This is a genomic window from Prevotella sp. HMSC077E09 (assembly GCF_001814685.1).
GTDB classification, from domain to species: domain Bacteria; phylum Bacteroidota; class Bacteroidia; order Bacteroidales; family Bacteroidaceae; genus Prevotella; species Prevotella oris.
Genome location: NZ_KV817521.1, coordinates 24595 through 48688 on the forward strand (window position 1 = coordinate 24595; position 24094 = coordinate 48688).

Genomic DNA, 24094 nt, shown 5'->3' on the forward strand with positions numbered 1-24094 from the left:
TTTAAGCATTAGAATTGTAATTCCAAACCGAAGGTCACTACACGACTCTTGGGATAAGCTCCCCAGTCGAATCCCGGCATCAATGGGCTGCTCTTCATGTTCACTTCAGGGTCGTAACCGCTATATTGGGTCAGACAAAAGAGGTTTTGTGCCGTAGCATAAAGGCGCAATCTGCTCACTTTCATACGCTGAGTAAGCCGTGTTGGGAAGGTATAACCCAAAGTAATATTCTTCAATCGCAAATAAGAACCGTCTTCGATAAAGCGGGAGTAAAGTTCATTCTTCACATAACCTTTAGCCGAAGGCACAGCATTTGAAGCATGTGTGGGTGTCCATCGGTCAGCAGTTTCTGCCAGTTGATTGCTTCGCTCATCCTGGGTCTGCGTGTTGAACATGCGCGTTGCATTATAGATATCATTGCCATAACTGAACTGGAAGATGACACTCAAATCGAAATTTGCATAATTAAAGGTGTTGGTCAAACCACCAAACCACGATGGATAGCCGTCACCAATGACTGTACGGTCTGCTGTATCAATTATTCCATTGCCGTCGATATCCTCGTATTTCACCATTCCCGGTTCAACTTTCCGACCCGCATGACGGCTGATATCAGGTACTCCGGGCTTCAATACACGTTCACCTGATGGCGTAAGATAGAAGTCAGACGACTGATAAACGCCTGCAAATCGGTAGCCATACATCTTTCCCAATGCTTCACCGACCTTTGCAACATAGTCGTAACCCGTGAAATTGCTATTGAAAACAGTAGCCGAATACATTGATTGCGTACCGTCTTGCAATGATTTAAGCGTGTTCTTGACAAATGAGAGGTTGAGATCAGTCTGCCATCTGAACTTCTTTCCCTGTATATTCACCGTGTTAAGTGAGAGTTCCAGACCGCGGTTCTGTATCTTTCCAATATTCTGCCACTGATAATCAAAGCCTGTTACATAGGCCAAGTTCTGTGCCAGAAGCAGGTCTTTGGTGTTTTTGACATAGAAATCTGCACTCATGTTGACCCTTCCTCCAAACAAACCAAGGTCTATTCCGGCATTAACTGTCGATGCTCCCTCCCACTTCAAGTTCAAATTTGCTAATTGTTTCGGTGTAAGTACAGTCATCAGCTTCTTTCCAACACCGCATTTGCTCTGCATATAGAGGTTCATTGAGAGATAGTTTGAAATGCGGTCATTGCCTACAACTCCCCATCCCATACGCAGTTTAAGGTTAGAAAGCGGTTTGATATTCTTCATAAAAGCTTCTTCAGACACACGCCAAGCGAGAGAGAACGAGGGAAAATATCCCCACTTATGATTGGGGGCAAAGACCGTAGAGCCGTCTGCACGCAGTGTTGCTGTAGCAAGATAGCGGTTATCATAATTGTAGTTGGCACGTGCAAAAAAGGAAAGTAGTCCCTTTTCATAGCGATTGGTTCTTACAAGACTTGGCGTAGCACCCAATCCAAGGTTATCATTCCCGAGATTTTCAAATGGGAATTCCTGAGCCTGTCCCAACAGATATTCATTGCTTCGGAATGAATATTCGTGACCAAGCATCACTTCATAGCGCTGTTTCTTATTGATTTCGCCCTTATAAGTCAATGTGTTATTGGTCGACCAACGCAGATCTTTCTGCATCTGTGACGACCCATAAGAACCTCCACTACGATAAGCTTGACTGGAGTTCTCACCATAAAAGAAATCAATACGCGAATGGGTAACATTATAAGTAGCTGCACTACGCAGTACAAGTCCCTTCATCAGCCTTACATTGAAAGCCAGATTGGCTCCCCAAAGCTCTGTTTGTGTGCGGCTATGAACAGCTTCAGCCTGCTTGATAGGATTGATTTGAGAATAGCTATCGTTCTCTTTCAACAGCAACGGATCGAAAACAGAGTTGCGAAGTTCTTCATCTGTCACCGAGAGTCCACCCGTTGGGCGAGCACGCAAAAGGTTGGCCAACACATTAAGTGTGCCGCCTGTTCCTGCCGTACCGATGCCTTTCTTCACCGTGTTTGCATAGTTGATAGTGGCATCCATACCGATACCCTTGGTCAACTGCTGCTTGAAGCGCATCTTTCCAGTGTTCTTTTCAAAACTACTATTCGTGAAAATGCCGTCTTCATCAAAATGAGAGAAAGACAATGCATATTGAGTTTCCTTGCTTCCACCCGAGATACAGAGGTCGTGACTTTGCGACCAAGTAGGTTTGAAAGCTTCTTTCTGCCAGTCTATTCCTGCAACATTGTCATAATCAGCTATTGACTGATAGCGGTAAGGAGTTCCCGAAGCATCTTTTCCTTCCTTGAAATAAGTGCCAGCATACTTCAAAGGGTTGATTTCCATCTGCAAATCTACAAACTCACGAGGCGTAAGCAGGTCGAGATGCCTAGTGATATTACGTAGGCTGAAAGCGCCATTATAGGCAACAATAGGCCTTCCCTGCTGCCCCGATTTAGTCTTTACGAGCACTACTCCATTAGCAGCACGCGCACCATAGATTGCGGATGCTGAAGCATCTTTAAGCACATCGATAGAAGCAATGTCTGAATTGGCTAAATAATCAATATTGCTCACCTCGAATCCATCAACGATATAAAGAGGTGAAGAGTCGCCATTTACGGTACCCACACCACGTATCTTGATGTCAAAACCAGCACCAGGCGTACCGTCAGAAGCCGTTACCTGCACACCAGCCATCTGTCCTCCAAGGGTTTCAACGACTGATCCTGTCTTGAAATTTCGTATTCGCTGTTCGTTCACACTCGTAATAGCACCTGTGATGTCACTTCGTTTCATATTGCCATAGCCCACAACCACTACCTCATTGAGTGTTTTGTTGTCGGGCAACATCACAACGCGTTGTCCCTTTTGTGTCGTCAAACGAACCTCCATTGTCTTATATCCAATGAAAGAAAATACATATACTTTATTTTTCATTTTCGGCAGCATGAAAACGCCATCCAAATCAGTAATGGTACCACCATTTCCTACTTTGGGCTTCACGGTCACACCGACCAGTGGCTCACCAGCCTCATCTACGACAACACCCTGTACCATATCCTGCGCAAAGCTGCAAGCAATTCCCAGCCAGGCTACGATTACAAGGAGCAGGCTTCGTCTGCCTATATTATTCTTATTGAATGTTTTCATATTTTTGGTATTATGAATTAAAAGTCTGTATTAAACCAAATGGCCAATGGGAACACCTGACTTCCCGAAGCCACTTTTCCTACATTTCCGCTTGTTGTGAATGTCATCTGCCCAATAAACACACCGTTCGCATATTCATTGTCAGCCTGCCACTTACCTGGGTTCACGGTAACAGCGCAGTCTTTCGTTGCATCCACATAGCACAAAGGAGCGTTCAATGAGGCTTTGTTATCATAGAAAGACACCGGTTTGCGTGCTCCCGTGTTCACGGCAGCATCACCATAGTAGCGTTTCCACATTTGATAAATAAAAGCAGTAGTCGCTCCTGCCTTTAATTGTCCCGTCTGATGTGTTTCCGGACCATTGATATTATAATAGTTGAAAGCACGTCGATAGTCCATCAAGAACTTTCCAGGAGTTGCACCTGTGACTGTTGGAGCCACAGAAGTGCCGCCTTTTCGTGGATTCACTTGGAATACAAATGGCGTGTAATCTACGGTTACACCACCTACAGGTGCTGAGCAATGCACAAAGACCGGAGTCTTAATCGTCACCTCACCTGCAGTGCCCTTACCTGTCGTTACTTTCACAAGAAGCATGAACACCTTACCTGCTTGCCACTTATCAAAGGTGATTTCACCTGTATGTGGATTGATAGTGGCACTCGTACTCGAGTTTGCACCATCAATAAGATACTCTGCCTGCACACCTTTTTCTATATCACTGGCTGTTACTTTCATCTTAAATGTGCCTTTGGACGTTATCCTATACTGACTCGCATAATTGCGGATAGGTGACAATCCAATATTATTTCCCCAATGCACATACGTGAAAAGATATCGATTTCTCACGATTTTCAGTGCAACCGTAGCCGTCTTGCTACCCTTCGAATTCTCGGCTGTCACCTCAACGGTATAGTTGCCTTGAGGAATGGTATTCCCTTTCTCTGCCGACAATTCGCCTGTCTGCGCATTGATATTCAACTGCCCATTCAAAGCAGAAGGAAGGGTTTTGAAGGCATATTTCACACCATCTCCGTCTATTTCCTTTACAGGTAATGTAAATGATGTTCCTTCGATAAATTCGGTTGCAGAAGCATAATTAAATTTGGTTATCGTATGAATAAGCGGCACAATGGTAAAAGTGTAGACTTCGGGGAAGTCAGTTGCTCCATATTTATTAGTTACCTTAACCTCCACCTTGCAGGTCGTACCAATAGCCAAGTGATTGGGTTCTAACATGATTTCGCCTGTAGCAGCATCTATCTTGACAGGAGCCGTAGCAGGAACCACCTTACTAATCTCGAACTTCAAATCTTCAAGAGAGCCTGACATCACAGGCACCACACTCTTAACGGTCTCACTTATTTCTGCCTCAACCTTGCTGAAATCGGGTGAATAACCCAAAGTAAGAGGACGTGAAGTAACATTAACCTCAACAGCATTGGCAAAAAGTCCCTCTTCAGAGTGTTCATCTACGACCTCTGTTGTCAGTTTCATGTCGATGATATACTTGCCGGGAGCCAATTGTGCATGGTTGCTTCCAAAACCAATCACTCCTTTATCGCTCACCGAAAACAACTTATCATTGGCAATAACCACACCTTCATGCCTCACGTTGGCAATGACATATTTATTGATATGAATGTGCTTGCCGTCAGTAGTAATCTGAGAGGTTGGCAATTCTGACTCCGATTTACTCTTCACATCGTCATAGCTTACCTCCAAAAGTCGTGGCGTAGCCGTGATACCTTCGGGCACAGTGCGCATCATATTGACATGAACGAGGTCCTTGAAATTATAATGTTTGCCACCCGACCGACAGCTTACGCTCAGCGCATAGGTTCCGATAGCCAGCCCAGAGGTGTTTTCAATGGCAATGGCACCCGTTTCCTTATCGATACTGAAACATTCTGTCTGCACATCGTTACCGTCAAGAGTCACCCCTGTCAAAGCGAAATCCGAAGGTTTCTTGCCGATATATGTCGGTTCATAGAGCTTCATACTCATCGACGGTCCAATATCTGTCACATCCGAATAAAACAACTGAAAAGTCGTATTGTCGGTCAAAGCATCGTCTGAACAAGAACCCATGCCGAAACAGCAAAGTATCATCAGCAATGCACCTGTGGTCTTGTCGGCTATTTTTTTAAGTCTTTCTTTCATGATTTATTATAATAAGGTGAATGACAATGGATAGGTTTTTCCGTTTACCGTCACTTCAACAGAAGCACCCTTGGCATGGAATGTGCCTGCCGTTCCTGCAGAATTGTCAGTAAATCTGGCCTTAACATCCATACTTGCAGCCTCATCCGACTTGGCAAACGGACAGATAACACTCACAAAACGTGCGGCACCTTGGGCCGGTTTACGTATGGAAAGCTGATACCCCTTGCGGTTTCCCGTAACCTCACCAAGCTTGCTTGAGAATGGCGAATTCACTTCCATGGCTCCAAAATCCTGATGAGTTTCTGCGAAACTGCGTATCAACATGTTATTGTTATCTGCAAAACAAGTGTGTGCACCAAAGGCATATTGTGACGTTAAATCATCAACTACGGTTGCCTGACTACCTGTGCCTGTAAGCAAATGGAAGTTCAGATTAACCTTGTCGTGATTACCATCGCCGAAAGCTTCGTCAACAATTACAAAGAAACAGTTGTCAACAAAGAAAACGGCCCGACGATGTGTTAGACCATGATATGACTCGTTCTGCATGACTATCAACTGTGCTCCGGCCTGCTTTTCAACCTTAAGTAACTCACCGTTCATGTGCTTGTTGTCAATGGTTTTGCCAAGCACTGTGAGTGTGTTGTGCATCTTTGTAGCACGATAAGCATTGCGACTTGCATTGCTAGCACTGGTTCCTCCATACGAATAGCAACCTGCATCAGGGAAGAAATTACGGCCATTATGATAGAGTGCAAACGTACCGTTATCGGGCTGACAATGCCACTTGGCATCGGGATTGACATTATTCTTGATCACCATCATGGTTGATTCCTTTGTCCACCCATTGCGCATCATATAATAACCCGACGCCTTATAGGTAGCTATCTGGCGTAGAGGCACTTTCCCCTGCTGTCTTTCCGTAGCCAACCAACGCATTTCCTGATCATTAGGGAACATGCCGGCATAGCGTTTCAGATTTTTCAACACAACACTCTTTGTGTAAGAACTGCTGCGAGTATCATTGAAATTATCGAGGCTATAATCAGGGAAGATGATGTCTGTCACGAAAGTTGTGGCCCTCTTCAAACACTGAATATAGTCTGTAGGAAGCTGGTCAAGCCTGTTGTTGGCCTGCAACAACTGATAAAGATCATAATAATCGCTGATTGCTCCAATATGATAGCTGGGGTCAAGTTCATTCTGTACACCGTCAGCAAGGAATTGCTTTTCAAGCCCATGACTTACATCTTGAAGTCCTTCTTTCAGCCATTCACCTGCATTTTTGAATTCGGGCATCAGCACACCAGCCGTTGCCACAACTTTCGATTGCGTGAGTCGAATGTTGCTTTCATCCTTATAATAGCCCTTTCGGATAGTCTCCACTTCGTCGGCCAAGGCCTTCATCACGACCGAGAACCAGCCTGGAGTGAGTTTTGTTGAGTGCAGATAATAGGGCAAAATGCTCAATCTGTCGCGTACACGCTCTGCAGGTTGCAGCCCCATCCACGCCACATTGTTTCCGGCTACATTCGTATGAGGATTCGGATAGGCTTTCATCCAGTTATTATAAACGTTTTTCCATGCCTCAAAATAGGCTTCGTTGCCCGTCACGCGATAAGCTTTTGCCAGCGAGGGAAACCATTGATGACGATGAAGTTGGTTTTTAAACTCCTGATCGGGCATTGACTGCACCAACGTTTCCCAATCAATTTTTCCGTTATTATCGAAAGAATAATAGACATCCTGCCCGTTGACAACCTTCTCTTTGAAGTTTCTGATGTAGAAACGATGCTTCAATGCCTGTTCAGCCACATTCTTTTCAAAAGTCGAAAGTGTAGGTGTCAGAAGGTCAACCGATGGATTTACGACATTCGTTCGCATGCGGTAATACTCTAAAAGCGCATAGGCTGCCCGATAATATTGCTTTGCCTCATATTGTTCCTTGACTTTCTCCAAACCTGGATAATCCAAATTCAGAACCTCAAAGATTCCTTTGTTGATTGTGTCAGCAGCAACAGAATCAGGATAAGTCTCTATGTCTACAATCGTTTTCTGGGCTATTTCAGCTGTGTTGTCCGAACAACCTACAGGCCCAAGTGCTAAACTAATTACAGCAAAGAAACTGATAAATTGTTTTTTCATAAGTTTAAATTATAACTAAGAGTTACTGTCTTTGTAAGCTTTGGTTTGTTTTCCATTGGTCATGGTCACCCAAGTATGGATACAAAAATAATGTTTTTAAGGCAAGTCGACTTTCAATTCTGTCGAAAAGAGTTTTAATTATGTATAGGTAGGAGACTGACTTCATTCTTCAATTCATTGGAAACACACTTTTCAAGGGGAATGCTCTGTTTCCTTATAAATGATGATTGTGAGCGCAAGAGAAATGCCTTAACTTTGCAAACCGTATGAACAAAAACAGTGATATGAAGTCTTTTCTCCTATTATCTACAGCTTTTTTACCCTTATACGCAATGGCGGAAACTGCTGATTCGACGATTGCACAGCATCACACCTTGGAAGAAGTGGTGGTGAATGGGTTCAAACAAGACCACATCAGCAATGCCCCCATGTCGATATCTGTGGCGGGAAGTACCTTTCTTCAGCGCAATGAGCTCAACGGCTTGCGCGACATGAGCAGCGTTTTTCCCAATCTTTTCATTGCTGACTATGGCGCACGGCAGAACACTCCGATATATATTCGCGGTATAGGTTCAAAGACCAATGCGCCTTCTGTGGGCTTGTATGTTGATGGAATGCCTTATTTTGAGCGTTCTGTTGTCGACTTGGACATTGCCGGAATCAGTGGCCTTGAGGTGCTGCGTGGGCCACAAGGCACACTCTATGGACGCAATTCAACGGGCGGACTCATCAATATCTATACCTATTCGCCATTGGATTATCAAAACATGATTGCCAAAATCAGTTACGGTTCGCGCAATGATGTGCGCTTGGGGCTGGCACATTATCAGAAAATCGCCCCCAGATTAGGACTTCATGTGGCAGGGAATTATCACCGCAACGACGGTTTCTTCCGCAACATCTATACGGGGAAGAAAGCCGACGACCTGCAAAGTGCCAATGCAAAAGTGGGATTAGCCTGGCAAGCTGCACCCCTCTGGACCATGCGTTTGAACGTACTTTTCGACCACTCTACGCAAGGTGGTTATCCTTATGGACTGTATCATGCCGACGACAACACGGCAGAGGCTGTGAACTATAACCGCTATAGCAGCTATCGTCGTAATGTTTTGTCGGCCGGAATGAACTGGCTTTACAAGGGAGAAGCCTTTCATTTCAATGCACAGACATCGTTTCAACACAGCAAAGACAAACAATATATCGATCAGGATTTCATGCCTCGTGATCTCTTTTTCACGATTACAGGCTTGAAACAGACCCTCGTGAGCCAGGAATTCACGCTGAGATCGGCGAATAATGACTGCCGTTATCACTGGATAACAGGGGCTTTCGGCTTCTATCAAAAGCTCAACAATGCTGTCGAAACACAATTCATTACGCCCGATTATGCTACACCTAAGTTCTATGACAGCCCTACATGGGGCGGTGCTATCTATCATCAATCCACCTATGACCTGACAAAAACATTGCACGCAGCAGTGGGATTGCGTTATGATTATGAGCGAGTGGGCGAAAATTATGAAGCCAACAAATATACGTTGAGCGTGGGACAGAGCAGCAATGTGCAAACGGCTACATTCAAAGATCATATGCATTTCAGCCAGATTACACCGAAATTCACGCTCAGCCAGCAATTTTCTGCCGACAAAATGGTCTATGCTTCTGTGTCAAGAGGCTACAAGGCAGGGGGCTACAACATTACTTCTATCACGCCCAACCTGCCTGCTTACGACCCGGAATATAACTGGAACTATGAAATAGGCGCAAAACTAACCTTGTTCAATGGTGCACTTCAAACCGAGATGAGTCTGTTCTACATTGATTGGAAGCATCAACAAGTCACCACGACTGTACCCGGTTTGGGCAACATCATCAATAATGCAGGCCACTCCAACAGTAAAGGTTTCGAACTTTCTGCCGTCTGTCGCCCCTTCAGAAACTTGGAGTTGCAGGCCAATTACGGTTACACCTATGCACAATTCCTTCACTACAAGAAGAGCGCTACGGTTGACTTCTCCCGCAACATGCTGCCCATGGTGCCCCGACAGACCATGGCTTTCGTGGCCAACTATACTCTTTTCCACGTCATGGGATTGGACAAACTCTTGCTGAATGCCGCACTCACGGGAACGGGAAAGATTTACTGGACCGAGGATAACAAGTTGGTACAGCCTTTTTATGCACTGCTCAATATGAAGATTGCGGCCACAAAAGGACGTTTCACTTGGGAACTTTGGAGCAAAAACACCACCAACACACGCTATATGAGCTATGCTTTTGCCTCTTCTGCCAAGTTTGCTCAGCGTGGAAAGCCTTTCATGTTAGGCACCTCTTTGGTGTTCAGACTTCACCCATAGCCCTTGAAACGATTAGCAAAATGAACCGAACATCCACGCGGAAGGTAGCCTATTTGTCTACCTTCTTCAGTTTATATATAGCCCAAGCTGTGCCGATGAGTTTCTTCACTACGGCGCTGCAGGTCATCATGCGCGAGCAAGCGGTGTCGCTTTCTGTTATCGGGCTGCTGCAAATCATAAAGCTCCCATGGATATTAAAGGTGTTTTGGGCACCGGCCGTAGACCGCTGTTGCAACACCATTGTCGACTATAAACGCACCATTATCGGTGTGGAAATCATCTACGCCCTATTGATTTTACTGACAAGTGTATTCGATATGAGTACAATTCTGCCGTCATCTTTCCACCTCTTAATCGTCATTATCCTACTGGCTTTAATGGCTTCGGCAACGCAGGACATTGCTACCGATGCATTGGCCATACGCACTTCATCGCATCAGCAGCGCGGACTGCTCAACAGCATGCAGTCAATGGGCAGCTTCGGGGGTAGCCTTTTGGGGAGCGGAGTACTGCTGATAGTGCTCCATGAGTATAGTTGGAACCGCGTGGCACAATGCCTGAGTGTGTTTGTTCTCATGGCTCTTGTTCCGCTGTTACTGCATAAGAAGCTCGCGTTTCAACAGGAAAGCAAGGTCAGAGAGCGTGCTGCGTGGAAGGATTTCGGATTGTTTTTCCGTCAGAAAGGCATCTCCCGGCAAGTCATTTTCTTAGTACTCTACTACACAGGGATAATCGGTGTCATGTCAATGTTAAAGCCTTTCATGGTCGATTTGGGATATTCTATGAAAGAGATAGGCTTTCTCTGTGGCATCATTGGCATTGGTTCGGCTTTCGTGATGGCTTATCCCGCGGGACTCTTCGTGCGCCGTTGGGGGTATAAACGCATGCGAGTGGTCTTCGCTTTCGTGATGTTTCTCGCAACACTATTCTTTGTTATGCTGTCTCTATCCCATCCAACGACATTGCTGTTAACGGCAGCAATCATCATGCTTTGGGGCAGTTACGGCATGGGAACAGTTGTTGTTTACACCTCATCCATGCACCATGTGCGTGCAGGGAGAGAGGGAACAGACTTCACTGTGCAAACCGTTATCACGCATCTCATGGGAATTCTCATCGCCGTTGTATGCGGATTTATCGCCAGCAGCATAGGTTATACGGGCATGTTTGCCACACAAAGCGCCATTGCCTTAGCCTCTTTCTTTTATACGATGCATATGAACGAACATCAAACAGACAATGAACGAAACGCTTTTCAAGAAATATAACATCCCTGTTCCGCGCTATACGAGTTATCCAACGGCCAATGAATTCAAGCCTTTTGATGCAGAACAGTATCTGAAAGCCGTTGAAAGCTCGAACAACGCCACAGCCGACAATATCTCATTCTATATTCATGTGCCCTTTTGCAGGCATCTTTGTCATTATTGCGGATGTAATTCCGTGGCCATGGCAAAGCCTGACCGCATCACAGAATATTTCGAAACACTCCACAAAGAGATTGACTTATTGCTGCCACACCTAAGGAAAGACCGCCGAATAAGCCAGATACATTATGGCGGAGGAAGTCCTTCGTCAATGCCGTTGCCACTGATCCGTGGCGTCAACGAACATCTGTTGTCGGCTTTTGAAACGATAGAAAGCCCCGAAATTGCCATTGAATGTCACCCCGGTTACCTCAAGGCAGAAGACTGGCACTATCTGCTTGGCAGTGGGTTCAACCGCTTCAGTCTCGGCATTCAGGATTTCAACGCCGATGTTCTGCATACCGTGAACCGACACCCCTCATTGCTTCCCGTTGCAGAAATCATGGACATACTGCGCAAAGGCGGTGCAAAGGTGAACTTTGACTTTATCTATGGGCTGCCGAAACAATCGGTAAAGGAATTTGTATCGACCATAGAAACGGCCATATCTCTGCGCCCCGACCGCTTGGTGACATTCAGTTATGCTCATCTTCCAAGCCTTTTCAAACGCCAGCAGATATTGGAAAAGGCCGGACTTCCACTGCAAAACGAAAAGTTAGGAATGTTTGAAGAGGCTGCAAGAACGCTCCGGGCGGCAGGCTATGTGCCCATCGGCATGGATCATTTCGTATTGCCTGACGACGACTTGAGCGTGGCCCTGCAACATCACACCCTACACCGTAACTTCCAAGGCTATTGTCCTCGCCGCATCACTGCACAGGTCTATGCCTTCGGGGTGTCGGGAATCAGTCAGTTGGACGAGGCTTATGCGCAGAATACCAAAGACATTTCAACCTATATCACGCAGGTGAATGCAGGCCGTTTGCCCGTTCAACGCGGCTATGCCTTAGCCCCTTGGCAGCGCATCACGCGCGAAGTCATTGAATGCATCATGTGTAACAACGGCATCAACTGGCATGACATGGCGCAACGTTTGCACTGCACCGTGACCGACATTTGGCAGGCCGTTCACTACAATGAGGCACAACTGCAGACACTTCAAGCCGACGGTTTAATCATCTTTGATGCCGAAGAGGTGCGCGTAACGCCTGAAGGCATGCCCTTTGTGCGCAATGTTGCAGCTGCTTTCGACCCTATGATGCGCAACAGTCACCTGCTGTTTTCAAAACCGGTATAACGCTATTATCCACATATTCCATGCAGAACGAAACGAAAACAAGTATCGATGTCATCGTCATTGGTGCAGGATTAACAGGACTCACCACTGCCCACACACTCAGAAAGCGTGGGAAAAAAGTGCTCGTAATCGAGAAAGAACAACGCATCGGCGGTCAGATCCAGACCCACCGACAAGGAGATTTCACGTTTGAAAGCGGGCCCAACACAGGCGTTGTGAGCTGTCCTGAAGTGGCAGAGCTGTTTCGAGACCTCACGAAGTGGGGTTGCACGCTCGAAGAGGCCCATGAAGAAGCCAAGCAAAGGTGGATTTGGAAGGGCACAAGTTTCCATGCCTTACCTGCTGATCCGATAGCAGCATTGCGCACACCGCTATTCACTTGGCACGATAAATTCGGCATCTTGCTTGAGCCTTTCCGTCCCAAGGGCACCGATCCCAACGAAGATGTGGCATCAATGGTGGTGAGAAGATTGGGCAAAAGCTATTTAGACTACGCCGTAGACCCATTTATTTCGGGCGTATATGCAGGCAATCCACATGCGCTCATCACGCGTTTTGCACTGCCAAAGCTGTATAACTTGGAACAAAACTACGGCAGTTTCATTCGCGGAGCCATTGCCAAACGCAAGGAAAAGAAGTCAGATCGCGAGCGGTTAGCCACAAAGAAGGTCTTTTCTGCAGTGGGAGGACTCGGTCATCTGACGGATGCTTTGGCGCAATCCGTAGGACTTTCCAACATCATCTTGGGGGCAAACGAGGTTGTTGTCATGCCGATTGGAGGTCAATGGCAGGTGGAATATACAACGGAAACGGGCGAAAAGGTGAGTCTGCAAAGCCGAAATGTCATTACAACCGTGGGAGCCTACGCGCTGAAAGCCATGCTGCCATTTGTGAAAGCCGGCGATATGGCACCGATTTCAGCCTTGCGTTACGCTCCGATAGTACAAGTAAGCGTGGGGCTTTCCAATGCGCACGGCATTGAACATAAAGCCTTTGGCGGACTCATTCCCACGTGCGAACAGCAACAACTCTTGGGCATTCTCTTCCCTTCGGCCTGCTTTTCACAGCGTTGTCCTGCAGAGGGTGCACTGTTTTCATTCTTCCTTGGAGGCATGAAACATGCCGAAATGCTTGGAAAAACCAACGAGGAACTGTGCGAACTCGTAACGAAAGCACTGTCCAAGATGCTTGGATTTCCACAAGATGTGGAGCCCGATATGGTTCAAATCTTCCGTCATGAGCACGCCATTCCACAGTATGAGCTGTCGAGTGGCGCCCGTTTTGCAGCCGTCAAACGCATAGAACAAGCCCATCCTGGCCTTATCCTCGGTGGTAATCTGCGTGATGGCATCGGCATGGCCGACCGCATTCGTCAGGCCGTTGCTATGGGCCTGCAAATCAACTGATTAGAGAAAGCCCTGCAACTTGATGCATTTCACGCTGTAACTTGACTCATTTTGCGGCCTCATTTGAGTCACTTCACAGCATGATTTGACGCAGATTGCACAGTAATATAAGTCACTTTACAAAACCGTTTGCATGATGACATGAAAAAGGAGATAACATGTTGCTTCTCACCTTGTGGCAAAAGGAATGAGTTTCTAAGGCAGAGTCCAATCCGTCTTGAAAGAAGTATTCAGTAAAAGCAGCTTTTAAGCTTTTTTACTTCGACCGATTTGCGCGTTCTGAAAAATATTCGTAAATTTGTAAACTCTACTATAATAACTCGAAACAAGACTAAAACATGGACACATTTTCTCAGAGATTCTCCTTAGAAGGGAAAGTAGCATTAGTTACAGGTGCTGCCTATGGTATCGGATTTGCTATCGCGGAGGCTTATGCCAAAGCCGGAGCTAAGGTGGCATTCAACTGCCGAAGCGAACATCATCTGCAGCAGGCATTGGCCGACTACAAGGCTAAAGGCATTGATGCACGCGGATATATTGCCGACGTGACCGACGAAACACAGGTGAAAGAACTTGTTGAAAAGGTTGAAAAAGAGCTTGGCACGATTGACATTCTCGTCAACAATGCCGGTATCATCAAGCGTATTCCAATGGAAGAGATGAGCGTTGAAGACTTCCGCCAGGTGATTGACATTGACCTCAACGCACCTTTCATCGTGTCAAAAGCCGTAATTCCGGGCATGAAACGAAAAGGACATGGTAAGATTATCAATATCTGTTCAATGATGAGTGAATTAGGTCGCGAGACCGTCAGTGCCTACGCAGCTGCCAAGGGCGGTCTGAAGATGCTGACACGCAACATCTGTTCAGAGTTCGGCGAGCACAACATCCAGTGTAACGGCATTGGCCCGGGCTACATTGCAACACCGCAAACCGCTCCTCTTCGTGAGCTTCAGGCTGACGGCAGCCGTCATCCTTTCGACCGTTTCATCATCAGTAAGACTCCCGCTGCACGTTGGGGAACGCCGGAAGACCTTATGGGGCCGGCCGTATTCCTTGCTTCTGATGCCAGTGATTTCGTAAATGGTCACATCCTTTATGTTGATGGTGGCATCTTGGCTTATATCGGTAAGCAACCTTAATCGATGCCCGGAAGCCCGGTATTCGACATTCTGATTTTTATTTTGCCTATGCCCTGAGACCCTGCAAGCAGGACTTCAAGGAGGCAAAACAGCATTTGAGCCTTGCCTATTCATATGGTGCAAGGCTCAAACTCTTCATAAAGCTGAATGATAATATAAAGGGTAAGAACGCCTAAAAAATACCTTATGAAACACAAAACAGCCTGCTTTCTCTCTCTTTTCACTATTCTTTTGCTATTTACGCCCACGCATGCCATACCGCGAATAACATTTTCACACATTGGAACTGACCAAGGGTTGTCGCAAAGTTCGGTGTTCGATGTAACGCAAGACAGGTTGGGGTTCATGTGGATGGCTACGGCTGACGGCCTCAACCGCTATGACGGCTATGGCTTCAAGACCTATCATAACCTGCCACACGACCGTTTTTCAATCGGAAGTGATATCATCAAGACCGTCATGACCGACCGACAAGGGAGACTATGGATAGGAACCAATGCAGGACTTTCACTTTATGACGACCTCCACGACCGTTTTTTCAATTTTCGGACAGACCGGAAAATGTCGGTAAGCCATATTGTGGAACTTGGCAACAACCAGTTACTCATCTGCGCAAATGGACACTTGTGGGTATTTGATACGGTCAGAAAAGCCTTTCAAAAGGCGCAGATTGTTTCCTCTCCCATGGGAGAAGTGACTGCCATTGGCCGCTTCAAACACACCGTTTTCATCGGAACAGCATCGGGACTCTACGCCTATGACATGCGAAATCACACCACTTGCCCATTAGCTGCCCATGAATTGGCCGGTAAACGAGTGTCAGTGACAGCCTGCCATGGTCCGAATCTGTGGATAGGAACAGAAGGCAACGGTCTCTATCAGCTTCAACTCACTACGCTGAAAGTTTCCCGATACACGCCTACAAACTCTCTTCTGTGCTCGAATTACATTCGTGCGCTGGCCTATGATAAGCATGGAAATCTTTGGATTGGTACTGTCAATGGATTAAATGTGCTTGATCATCAAGGAAACATGACCGTCTATAAGGCGCAGCCCCTTGTTGAAGAAAGCCTTTCACAAGCCTCTGTCAGATGCCTTTATGCCGACACAAACGGCGGAATGTGGGTTGGAACCTATTTTGGAGGCATGAACTATTACCACCCACGGAAGCATCGTTTCAGCTATCTTCGCATGATACCGGGACAGAACACCATTCACAATAACATCATTGGTTGCATCGTTGAGGATGCCAAGCGCAATCTATGGATTGGAACGAACGACGGTATAAGCTATTATGATGCCGTCAAGCAACGTTACGAAACCATTACTTCGGTCGACGGACTCGCATCGAATGATATCAAGGATATCTATGTAGACCCGCACAACGGCACTGCGTTTGTCGGTTCACAATTAGGGGGATTAGCAATCATCCGGCAGCATCCGCGCCGCGTAAAGAGTGTCGTCATCTCTGAAATATCGCCTGATGCCAACAGCGTCTATGCCATCTTGCCTTACAAAAACAATCGCGAGCTGCTGCTTGGCACACTCGACGGACTTAAATGCTTTGACATTCTATCACAGAAAATCACATCACCAAAGGTGGCATTCTCTGCTCCCTTGACAAGCGAACAGCGCAAGATAGGGGCCTTGCACCGCGATCATGACGGCCGCCTGTGGGTGGGAACGGAAGGCGGTCTGTTTGTTCTTCGCCCCACAGCAAAGGGATTTCGCCAGCTTTTTCCTACAAAGATAAGCCATACTTTAGGGCGGGCTTTCGTGCATTGTGTGGTAGAAACTCCCGACAGAAAAGTGTGGATAGGAACCCGTCAAGGTGCTTTCTGCGTGGATCCTGCCACGTGGCAGGTGCGCAGATACAGCGTCAGCAACGCTTTGCCAAGCAATATTGTGTGTGGAATCATTCAAGATGCGGGCGGAACACTGTGGTTAAGCACAGGGAACGGACTGTGCCGACTTAACCAAAAGACTGGGAAAACAAGGGTGTACACCCATACTGACGGCATACAGAGCAATCAGTTCAGCCCGCATGCCTTTTGTCAGACGCAGGATTGGCGCTTGTTTTTCGGTGGCGTCAACGGCATTACGGCCTTCAATCCCCGCCAACTGAAAGACAACCCCTATGCACCTCGCGTGGTCATCACAACCTTGCGCGTGTTCAATCAGCCTGTCGTCCCCGGCGATCATCACGACATTCTCAACCGTCAGCTGCCTTTCACCCGACATATTACCCTGACACATCAGCAGACCATGTTCTCGCTTCAATTTGTTGTTCCCAACTATATTGCGGGCTCACACAACACCTTTGCCTACATGCTTGAAGGCTACGACCAGAAATGGCACTATACAAACGACATGCAAACCGTAAGTTATTCGCGTCTGCCGGCCGGCACTTACATCTTCAAAGTGAAAGCAGCCAACAACGACGGCAAGTGGTGTGCACAGCCAACCGAGCTTGAAATAGAGGTGCTTCCCGTCTGGTATGCCACTTGGTGGGCGCGCCTTATCTTCCTTTTTGCTATCATTGGAGTCGTCATTCTTGGCTTCCGACATCTATTAAGCCGTAAAATGGTGCAGCTGCAATTGGAGAATGAGCGCCAAGATAAGCTTCGAATGCAGGAAATCAACGAGATGAAACAACGTTTCTTCATTGATATCTCTCATGAACTGCGCACGCCGCTGACGCTCATCAGTTCGCCTTTGCAGGAGATGAAAGAGCGACTGACCGACACTTGGGCACAGCAACAGCTGACAATCATGAGGCGCAATGTCAACCGACTGCTGCATTTAGTCAATCAACTGATGGATTATCGGAGGGCAGAATTAGGCTATTTCAAATTGCAAGTGAGGCCCGTTGACCTGCAGCAGATGATAGAAAGACTGTTCGAACAGTTTGAGAAGCTGGCTCAACAGCGAGAAATCGGCTATCAACTTATAGCTGATTTGAAAGAGGAGCACGTGGTATGTGACCCTAATTTCATCGAGCTAATGATGAACAACCTACTTTCAAATGCCTTCAAATTCACCCCTAAAGGGGGAAATATCACTGTAAAGGCAGAACTCACCATGGACAGTGAGGCACCGAAAACGCTTATCCTGCAGGTTTCTGACACAGGGAAAGGTATCCCTGAAGACCAACATGCACGTATCTTTGAACGCTTCTATCAGACCGATGCCATGCATGAGGGCAGTGGAGTGGGGCTTTCTCTCGTGAAAAGATTAGTCACTACGCATCATGGCAGCATTCATTTGGAAAGTCAAATAGGGCGAGGAAGTGTCTTCACAATATGCCTACCTGCTGAGAAAAGCGCTTACCAGACCAACGAATTCGCTACGGAACAAGCGGTCGTACAAACCTATTCGATGAATTCGCCAATGGCGTTTATGGCTGATTCGCTTGAAAATGAAATGGAAGAGGAAACCATAGAGACCAGAACGGCAGCTGAAACGAGCGGACATGAAACCCTGCTCATCGTGGAAGACAACGAAGATATCCGTCTGCATTTGTGTCAGGCACTGCGCGGAAGCTATCGGATTATTGAGGCAGCAGACGGCATTGAGGCCACAGAAAAGCTTGCTTCAGAGACGATTAGCCTTGTGTTGACCGATGTCATGATGCCACGCATGGACGGACTGCAACTCTGTCGCCATATTAAACAGCACATTCAAACAAGCCATATCCCTGTGATCATACTCTCGGCCAAGGTAGAAGTGGAGGAACAATTAGATGGATTGCGCATCGGAGCAGATGACTATATCACCAAACCTTTCTCGATTGCCATCGTGAAAGCCAAAATTCAGAATGCCTTGCGCATTCGAAAAACAACCATAGAACACTACACACAGACGCAACAAATCGTTCCAAAGGAAATTACCAACAATGCTCTTGACGAAGAATTACTTTCTCGTGCGATTGAAATCGTAAATCAAAATCTCTGTAATACCGACTTCTCTACGGAACGTTTTGCACGTGAGATGCTTATGAGTAGGTCTAATCTGCATCTCAAACTAAAGGCACTTACCGGAGAATCGACCAATGATTTCATACGCCGCATACGTTTTAATAAGGCTTGTGCCCTGTTGAAAGAGGGCCGATTAAGTATCTCTGAAATCAGTTACAAAGTAGGTTTCAATTCGCCTTCCTACTTTGCAACGAGCTTTAAAAAACGTTTTGGCTGCATGCCCACCGAGTATGGAAAGCAACCGGAAGACGTGCAGCCGTGAGATAAACGTTAACCTTTATAGTGCAAATAACGATAAAGTGCTTCAAGAAAATAATAGTCGGCATAGTTGATTGGCGTGTCGATTTCAGAACCATTGGGCAGTGAACCGACAGAATGCATCAGCAGAAAACCTTCGTTTGTCCCTGATCTTGCTAAATAACGGGGTGAAGAAAGTTGTTTCAAAAGAGCCTCCCCATAGTTGAAGTAGACTTTCCCATCGCTGACCAACTTGCTGAGTTCGAGCATTGCCGAAGCGGTAATGCAGGCAGCCGACACGTCGCGTGGTGTACGTTTTCCTGCAGGTGCATCATAGTCCCAATAGGGAATATGGTCTTGAGTTGTTACGCGTTGCATGATCATTTTGGCGATATTCACAGCCTGTTGCAGGAAAACCGGGTTGCGAGTCTCGGCATAACATTCCGTATAGCCATAGAGTGCCCATGCCTGTCCACGTGCCCATGCAGAGCCGTCGGCCTTACCTTGAAAAGTACATTTGCATTCCACGCTGCCGTCATCATTGTAACTCACGACATGCCATGTGGTGAAATCTGGGCGGAAATGATGTGTCTGTGTGGTCAACGCATGTCTTACGGCAATGTCATAATAGCGCTTGTCGCCTGTCAGTTTCGATGCCATGAAAAGCAACTTGAGGTTCATCATGTTATCAATGATAACAGGGAAGTTCCATTTTCCAAAGTCCCAGGAACGAATACAGCCTATCTTTTCATTAAAACGCGCAGCAAGATTTTCGGCTGTCTCAATGATAACGCCTTTTATAGTGTCGTTGGGAGCAAAGCGAAGTGCATTCCCATAGCTGCAATCTATCATGAACCCCAAGTCGTGGGTTCTTTTATAGTAACGCACGGGATTAAGTTTCTCGGTATAGGCAATAGCCTGTTGCTTCAATTGGTGACTGTTCGTAAGGGCATAGGCATACCAAAGACTGCCGGGAAAGAAGCCACTTGTCCAGTCATAGACATCGCAGAGACGCAGTGTTTCTCGCTTTGATGCAGACGGAAGTGGCACTAATGTCCGCCTGAAAGAGTCGGTCTTGGTCTCTAACTGCTTTTCGATGAAGGCCACATCATAGCCTTTCCATATTGAACGAGGAAAGGAATCGGTAGCCATTACACGCGTTGCTGTTGACAACAACTGTTGCCGTGCCACCTCAATCGCATGCTGTGCCCAGCGAGGCTGATGCACATTAGCCATGCCTGAAGCTGAAGTTATCAGTAAGGCTGCTGTCAGCAAACCTGTTTTCAGTGCTGTTCTATGAGAAAATCCCCTGTTTATTTGTTCCATTTTAATATTCTTTTTTTACCATTTACAATAAGTTCCACTTCCTGTTCACCGTCGGTCGATTTCAGTAATCGGGCTTTATACACAGGGCAAGTGCTTGCGTTTTCCAACGGAGTGATAACCGTAATAAAGCTCACAGGCTTGCTGTTGTTCTTTTCTACGTCGAAAGAGAGCGAAGGGCGTGGCGTCTTTTGTCGATAGGCCAATGAATAAAAGCCTTCTGTAACCTTGAGTCTCGCATGACTGTTCGTAAAGCATTGCAGAACGAGATTACTCTTACCGTCATATAAAGTGCTGACTTTCAGCTTTGCACTATCCACGGCAAGCTGGCCGTCGCGCAGGTGATAGTTCAGATTAATCGTGCCCGTGGCTGTTCCTGTTGCCTCATCAACAATCACAAAGAACTGATTGTCGACGAAGAAAACAGTACGCCTGTGCTGCAAATCACGATAGCTTGGGTTCTGTGTTACCAATGTCGGCGTTGCTCCTTCGGGCTGCCAAAGCACAGTTTCTGACTGTGTAGTCTCCATGTTCTGGTGGTTTAGGGTCAGCGTGTTGTGTACCGTAGTCTGTCGGAACCAGTCACGTTGCTTCTGCACTTCATCGTCTCCGGCGTAGACATAAGAGCCACTGTCGGGGAAAAGCTTGCGCCCATGAAACCAAAGTTCAAAGGTTCCATTGTCTGGTTGGCAATGCCATTCGCCCTTAGGACCCGCCTTCACCACCATAACCGTGGCGTTCATGTCCCACCCATTGCGGAAAGTGAAGAAGCCGGAAACAGGGAAACCCTTTGAAAGGTAGGGCGGACGGCGTCCCTGTTTGCCCTGTGTTGCCAGATAACGAATGGCCTCATTCTCGGGAAAGAGTTTGCTCCACTCTTGATAATTACGGATTTCGCCCTCTGACTTGCCCTCTTTGGCATCGCTGAAACATGGATTAGTATAGTCAGGGAAGCAGATATTGGCATAGAACATAATCATCTTCTCAACCGTTTGCATATAGGTTGGCGGAATGAGTTGCTCCACATGATTGACCTTGGCCATTTCAATGGTTTTACAGAAGATGTTGATAGAGGCCAAATGATAATGCGGGTCTAATTCAAACTGACCGCCGTCGGCATACACCTGCTTGCAGATTTCCTCATTGAGAATGCTGATTCCACGCTGCTGCCAAGTCTTGGCATCTTTGAATTCAGGGAAGAACGTGCCTGCATAAAACATGCGCTGCGCCTCGAAAAGCAAATGGTTGCCCTTCTTGGAGAAGTTCTCCATGATGTGGTTGGCATTACGATGATAGTTCACTAAAAACGAAGTGAGAAACGAAGCATTGAAGCTTGGCGACGAAATGAAAAGCGAAAACTGATTAATCTGGTCCTGCACACGGTGGCTTGTCTCTAAAGGTCGCCATGCAAACACGGCATTCTCAATGGCCTTGTCTGTCTCCTTACCTTTTCGTTCGTATTGGCTTCGCTTCACTTTCACAAGGGGGTTCTTGACAATCCAGTCTATATACTGCGCCATCCACTCCCGAGCATAACGCTCGTCCTTGGTCAGCTGATACACCTTTCCCATTGGAGTGAACCACTTATGCCGATGCAATTGCCAACGCAGTTCGTTATCTTTCACCGGCCAATAAGTCCAGTCAATATCCTTTCCATAGTTAAACGAAGGCTGATAGCCATCATGTACATAGAATGTATGCTCGAGCGCATCATCCGCCCACTGCCTTTCTCGCTTGCTGACCGTGAGCCGTTGCAGACGAAGCATAGGGTTTACAATGCCTGTCCGCTGCCGATAATAGGCAAGAAGAGCCTCTGCAGCCCCATTCATATTACCGCATTCATATTGCTGTCTGACTTTCTCGAGTCCTGCATATCGCAGATTGAGCAGCTGGAACACCGTTGTGTCAACTGCTGATTTGGCATTGGCCTCCGCACAGAAGACCATACCTAACAGACTCAAAAGCATGTAAAAAAGAATGTTTGAAAGTTCCTTCATGTTCAAAGATTTACTTGTTTTTCTGCTGCAAATATACCAATTTACCACCTTTCTCATTTTTCATTTTGTTGAATTACATTTCAATTTTGTGCGAACAAGCGTTTATTCCATGCTTTTTAATAAATTATTTCAAGTGGTTCTCAACAGGAAAGATGAGTAAGTTTCTATGCTTTCTCTTTGCGAAAATAATACCATCTCAAAATGTACAACGTTATCTTTGCCAATAAAAAATATCATTATTTTCTTCCAGTTGGGGATAAGATAAAATAAGGTCTCATTACATGGCGTTGTAACTTGTATTGAATCACATCGTAACTTGACGCAGATTACACTGTAACTTGACGCACTTTACAGCGTAACTTGACGCGAATCACGCGGTAACTTGATGCAGATTGCAAAGCTTGGAAACGCAAGTTGGCTCGCATGTTGCTTTTTCTTTCGTAATAATCTGATAATCATTGCGTTAAAAAGAGGTGGAGGTGGTTCTGCATTTGGAAGAAAAAGGGGTTGGTTCTGCGGTCAATCATGATTGCGAATGAGGCATGAAAACACTTCAGGTTCAGTTGGGTATAGTAGCCGTAAGGGGCAGCATGCCTCGGTTATTGGTGCGGGCAGCCGCTCTTTTCCTTGTTCCTGTACTCCTTGGGACTCACTCCCGACTTCATCTTAAAGAAGTTAGTGAAAGCTGAATGGTCTTTGAAATTGAGTTCGAATGATATTTCTCCGATGGTCATGTCGGTCATGCGGAGCAGCTTGCAGGCTTCACCGTAGAGGAAACTCTGCAGATATCCGTTGACCGTATTGCCCGAAACCTCTTTCACAATGCGTGAAAGATAGGTGGGAGTGATGTTCATCTGGTCGGCATAGAAATTGATTTGGCGTTGCTGTCTGAAGTTGTTCGATGCCAGATGAATAAAGATTTTGAAGATGTTTTCCTTGTGTTTCATGTCGTGAAGTCCCGTGATGGGGTGGCTCACTAACTCGCGGACATGCATCTGTATGAGGTGGACAAGGAAGCCAAGCATCTCTTTTTTATAAATGTGCGGCTGGCTTATGGTGCACTCTATCTGTGTGATGATGCCCATAAACTCCGAGGTTTGACTCTCGCTGAGCGCCTTATAAATATAGGTGTTCAGCAGATTAAGCGGAATAACATCGCGCAGATTGTCGTCGTTCTTGATGATGTCGTTGTAGAAATCAGACTCAATGAAGAGGAAATAGGCACCGAGTTCGCTGCTGCTTCTGACGAAACCAACGTGCTGCATAGGGGCAGTTCGCAGGATGCTATGCTGCTCTAAGCGGATGGTCTTGTCGTTGATGGTCACTTCTGCATACCCGTCTATGAGCAGGAAAACCGCGTAGAAGTGAACTAAGTTAAGCTGATTGAAGAATGAAGCGACGTTGTCTTCGTTGGCATGCGCTACGGCCACAACTGCTCCAAAGGCTGTGGTTATATCGTTTCGCTCGATAAATTCGGGCAGATTATGCAACAGTTCGCTTTTCATCGACGTAGATTCTAAGAGGTAGAATATCGTATTGCAAATATACAAATTGTTTCTGATTTCAGCAATACTTCATGCTGT

General features: G+C 46.4%; 12 protein-coding genes. 6 read left to right on the forward strand and 6 right to left on the reverse strand.

Annotated features, from left to right (window positions below; all coding sequences use genetic code 11):
* Positions 1-8: 8 nt before the first annotated feature.
* The 3 genes from HMPREF2983_RS03655 to hepC (HMPREF2983_RS03665) are packed head-to-tail and all read right to left on the reverse strand — an operon-like array spanning position 9 to position 7468.
* Positions 9-3155 carry a SusC/RagA family TonB-linked outer membrane protein gene (locus HMPREF2983_RS03655; RefSeq protein ID WP_070666861.1) on the reverse strand — a complete coding sequence of 1049 codons (3147 nt, stop codon included), beginning with the start codon at positions 3153-3155 and terminating at the stop codon, positions 9-11.
* 17 nt (positions 3156-3172) lie between these two features.
* Entirely contained in the window at positions 3173-5320 is a 2148-nt protein-coding gene (locus HMPREF2983_RS03660; RefSeq protein WP_070666863.1) for a surface glycan-binding family protein, read from the reverse strand.
* Positions 5321-5326: 6 nt separating this feature from the next.
* A complete protein-coding gene (hepC, locus tag HMPREF2983_RS03665) occupies positions 5327-7468 on the reverse strand; it encodes a heparin-sulfate lyase HepC (RefSeq protein WP_070666865.1) in 2142 nt (713 codons plus the stop codon).
* Positions 7469-7752: 284 nt separating this feature from the next.
* On the opposite strand from hepC (HMPREF2983_RS03665), the gene HMPREF2983_RS03670 reads away from it, so the two are divergent.
* The 6 genes from HMPREF2983_RS03670 to HMPREF2983_RS03695 all read left to right on the forward strand — a co-directional run bounded on the left by HMPREF2983_RS03670 (position 7753) and on the right by HMPREF2983_RS03695 (position 19216).
* The gene (locus tag HMPREF2983_RS03670) at positions 7753-9825 is read left to right on the forward strand and encodes a TonB-dependent receptor (RefSeq protein WP_210400359.1); all 2073 of its coding nucleotides are present in this window, start codon (positions 7753-7755) and stop codon (positions 9823-9825) included.
* A gap of 20 nt (positions 9826-9845) precedes the next feature.
* Positions 9846-11093, forward strand: coding sequence for an MFS transporter (locus HMPREF2983_RS03675; RefSeq protein WP_070666869.1), 1248 nt, complete (start codon positions 9846-9848; stop codon positions 11091-11093).
* A complete protein-coding gene (hemN, locus tag HMPREF2983_RS03680) occupies positions 11065-12429 on the forward strand; it encodes an oxygen-independent coproporphyrinogen III oxidase (RefSeq protein ID WP_070666871.1) in 1365 nt (454 codons plus the stop codon). Before HMPREF2983_RS03675 ends, hemN begins: the two co-directional genes overlap by 29 nt.
* Positions 12430-12449: 20 nt before the next feature.
* On the forward strand, positions 12450-13835 hold the full coding sequence (hemG, locus tag HMPREF2983_RS03685; RefSeq protein ID WP_070666873.1) for a protoporphyrinogen oxidase: 1386 nt from the start codon (positions 12450-12452) through the stop codon (positions 13833-13835).
* Between the two features lie 338 nt (positions 13836-14173).
* Positions 14174-14977, forward strand: a complete 804-nt coding sequence (locus HMPREF2983_RS03690) for a gluconate 5-dehydrogenase (protein ID WP_018920224.1) — start codon at positions 14174-14176, stop codon at positions 14975-14977.
* A gap of 186 nt (positions 14978-15163) precedes the next feature.
* A complete protein-coding gene (locus HMPREF2983_RS03695) occupies positions 15164-19216 on the forward strand; it encodes a hybrid sensor histidine kinase/response regulator transcription factor (RefSeq protein WP_070666875.1) in 4053 nt (1350 codons plus the stop codon).
* An 8-nt stretch (positions 19217-19224) separates the two neighbouring features.
* On the opposite strand, the gene HMPREF2983_RS03700 is transcribed toward HMPREF2983_RS03695, so the two are convergent.
* From HMPREF2983_RS03700 to HMPREF2983_RS03710, 3 genes are all read right to left on the reverse strand, one after another.
* Positions 19225-20517, reverse strand: a complete 1293-nt coding sequence (locus HMPREF2983_RS03700; protein WP_070666877.1) for a glycoside hydrolase family 88 protein — start codon at positions 20515-20517, stop codon at positions 19225-19227.
* Positions 20505-22511: a heparin-sulfate lyase HepC gene (hepC, locus tag HMPREF2983_RS03705; RefSeq protein ID WP_070666879.1), complete on the reverse strand. Its 2007-nt coding sequence runs from the start codon at positions 22509-22511 to the stop codon at positions 20505-20507. The genes HMPREF2983_RS03700 and hepC (HMPREF2983_RS03705) overlap by 13 nt, the downstream gene beginning before the upstream one ends.
* A 599-nt stretch (positions 22512-23110) precedes the next feature.
* The gene (locus tag HMPREF2983_RS03710; RefSeq protein ID WP_070666880.1) at positions 23111-24016 is read right to left on the reverse strand and encodes a helix-turn-helix domain-containing protein; all 906 of its coding nucleotides are present in this window, start codon (positions 24014-24016) and stop codon (positions 23111-23113) included.
* Positions 24017-24094 lie beyond the last annotated feature (78 nt).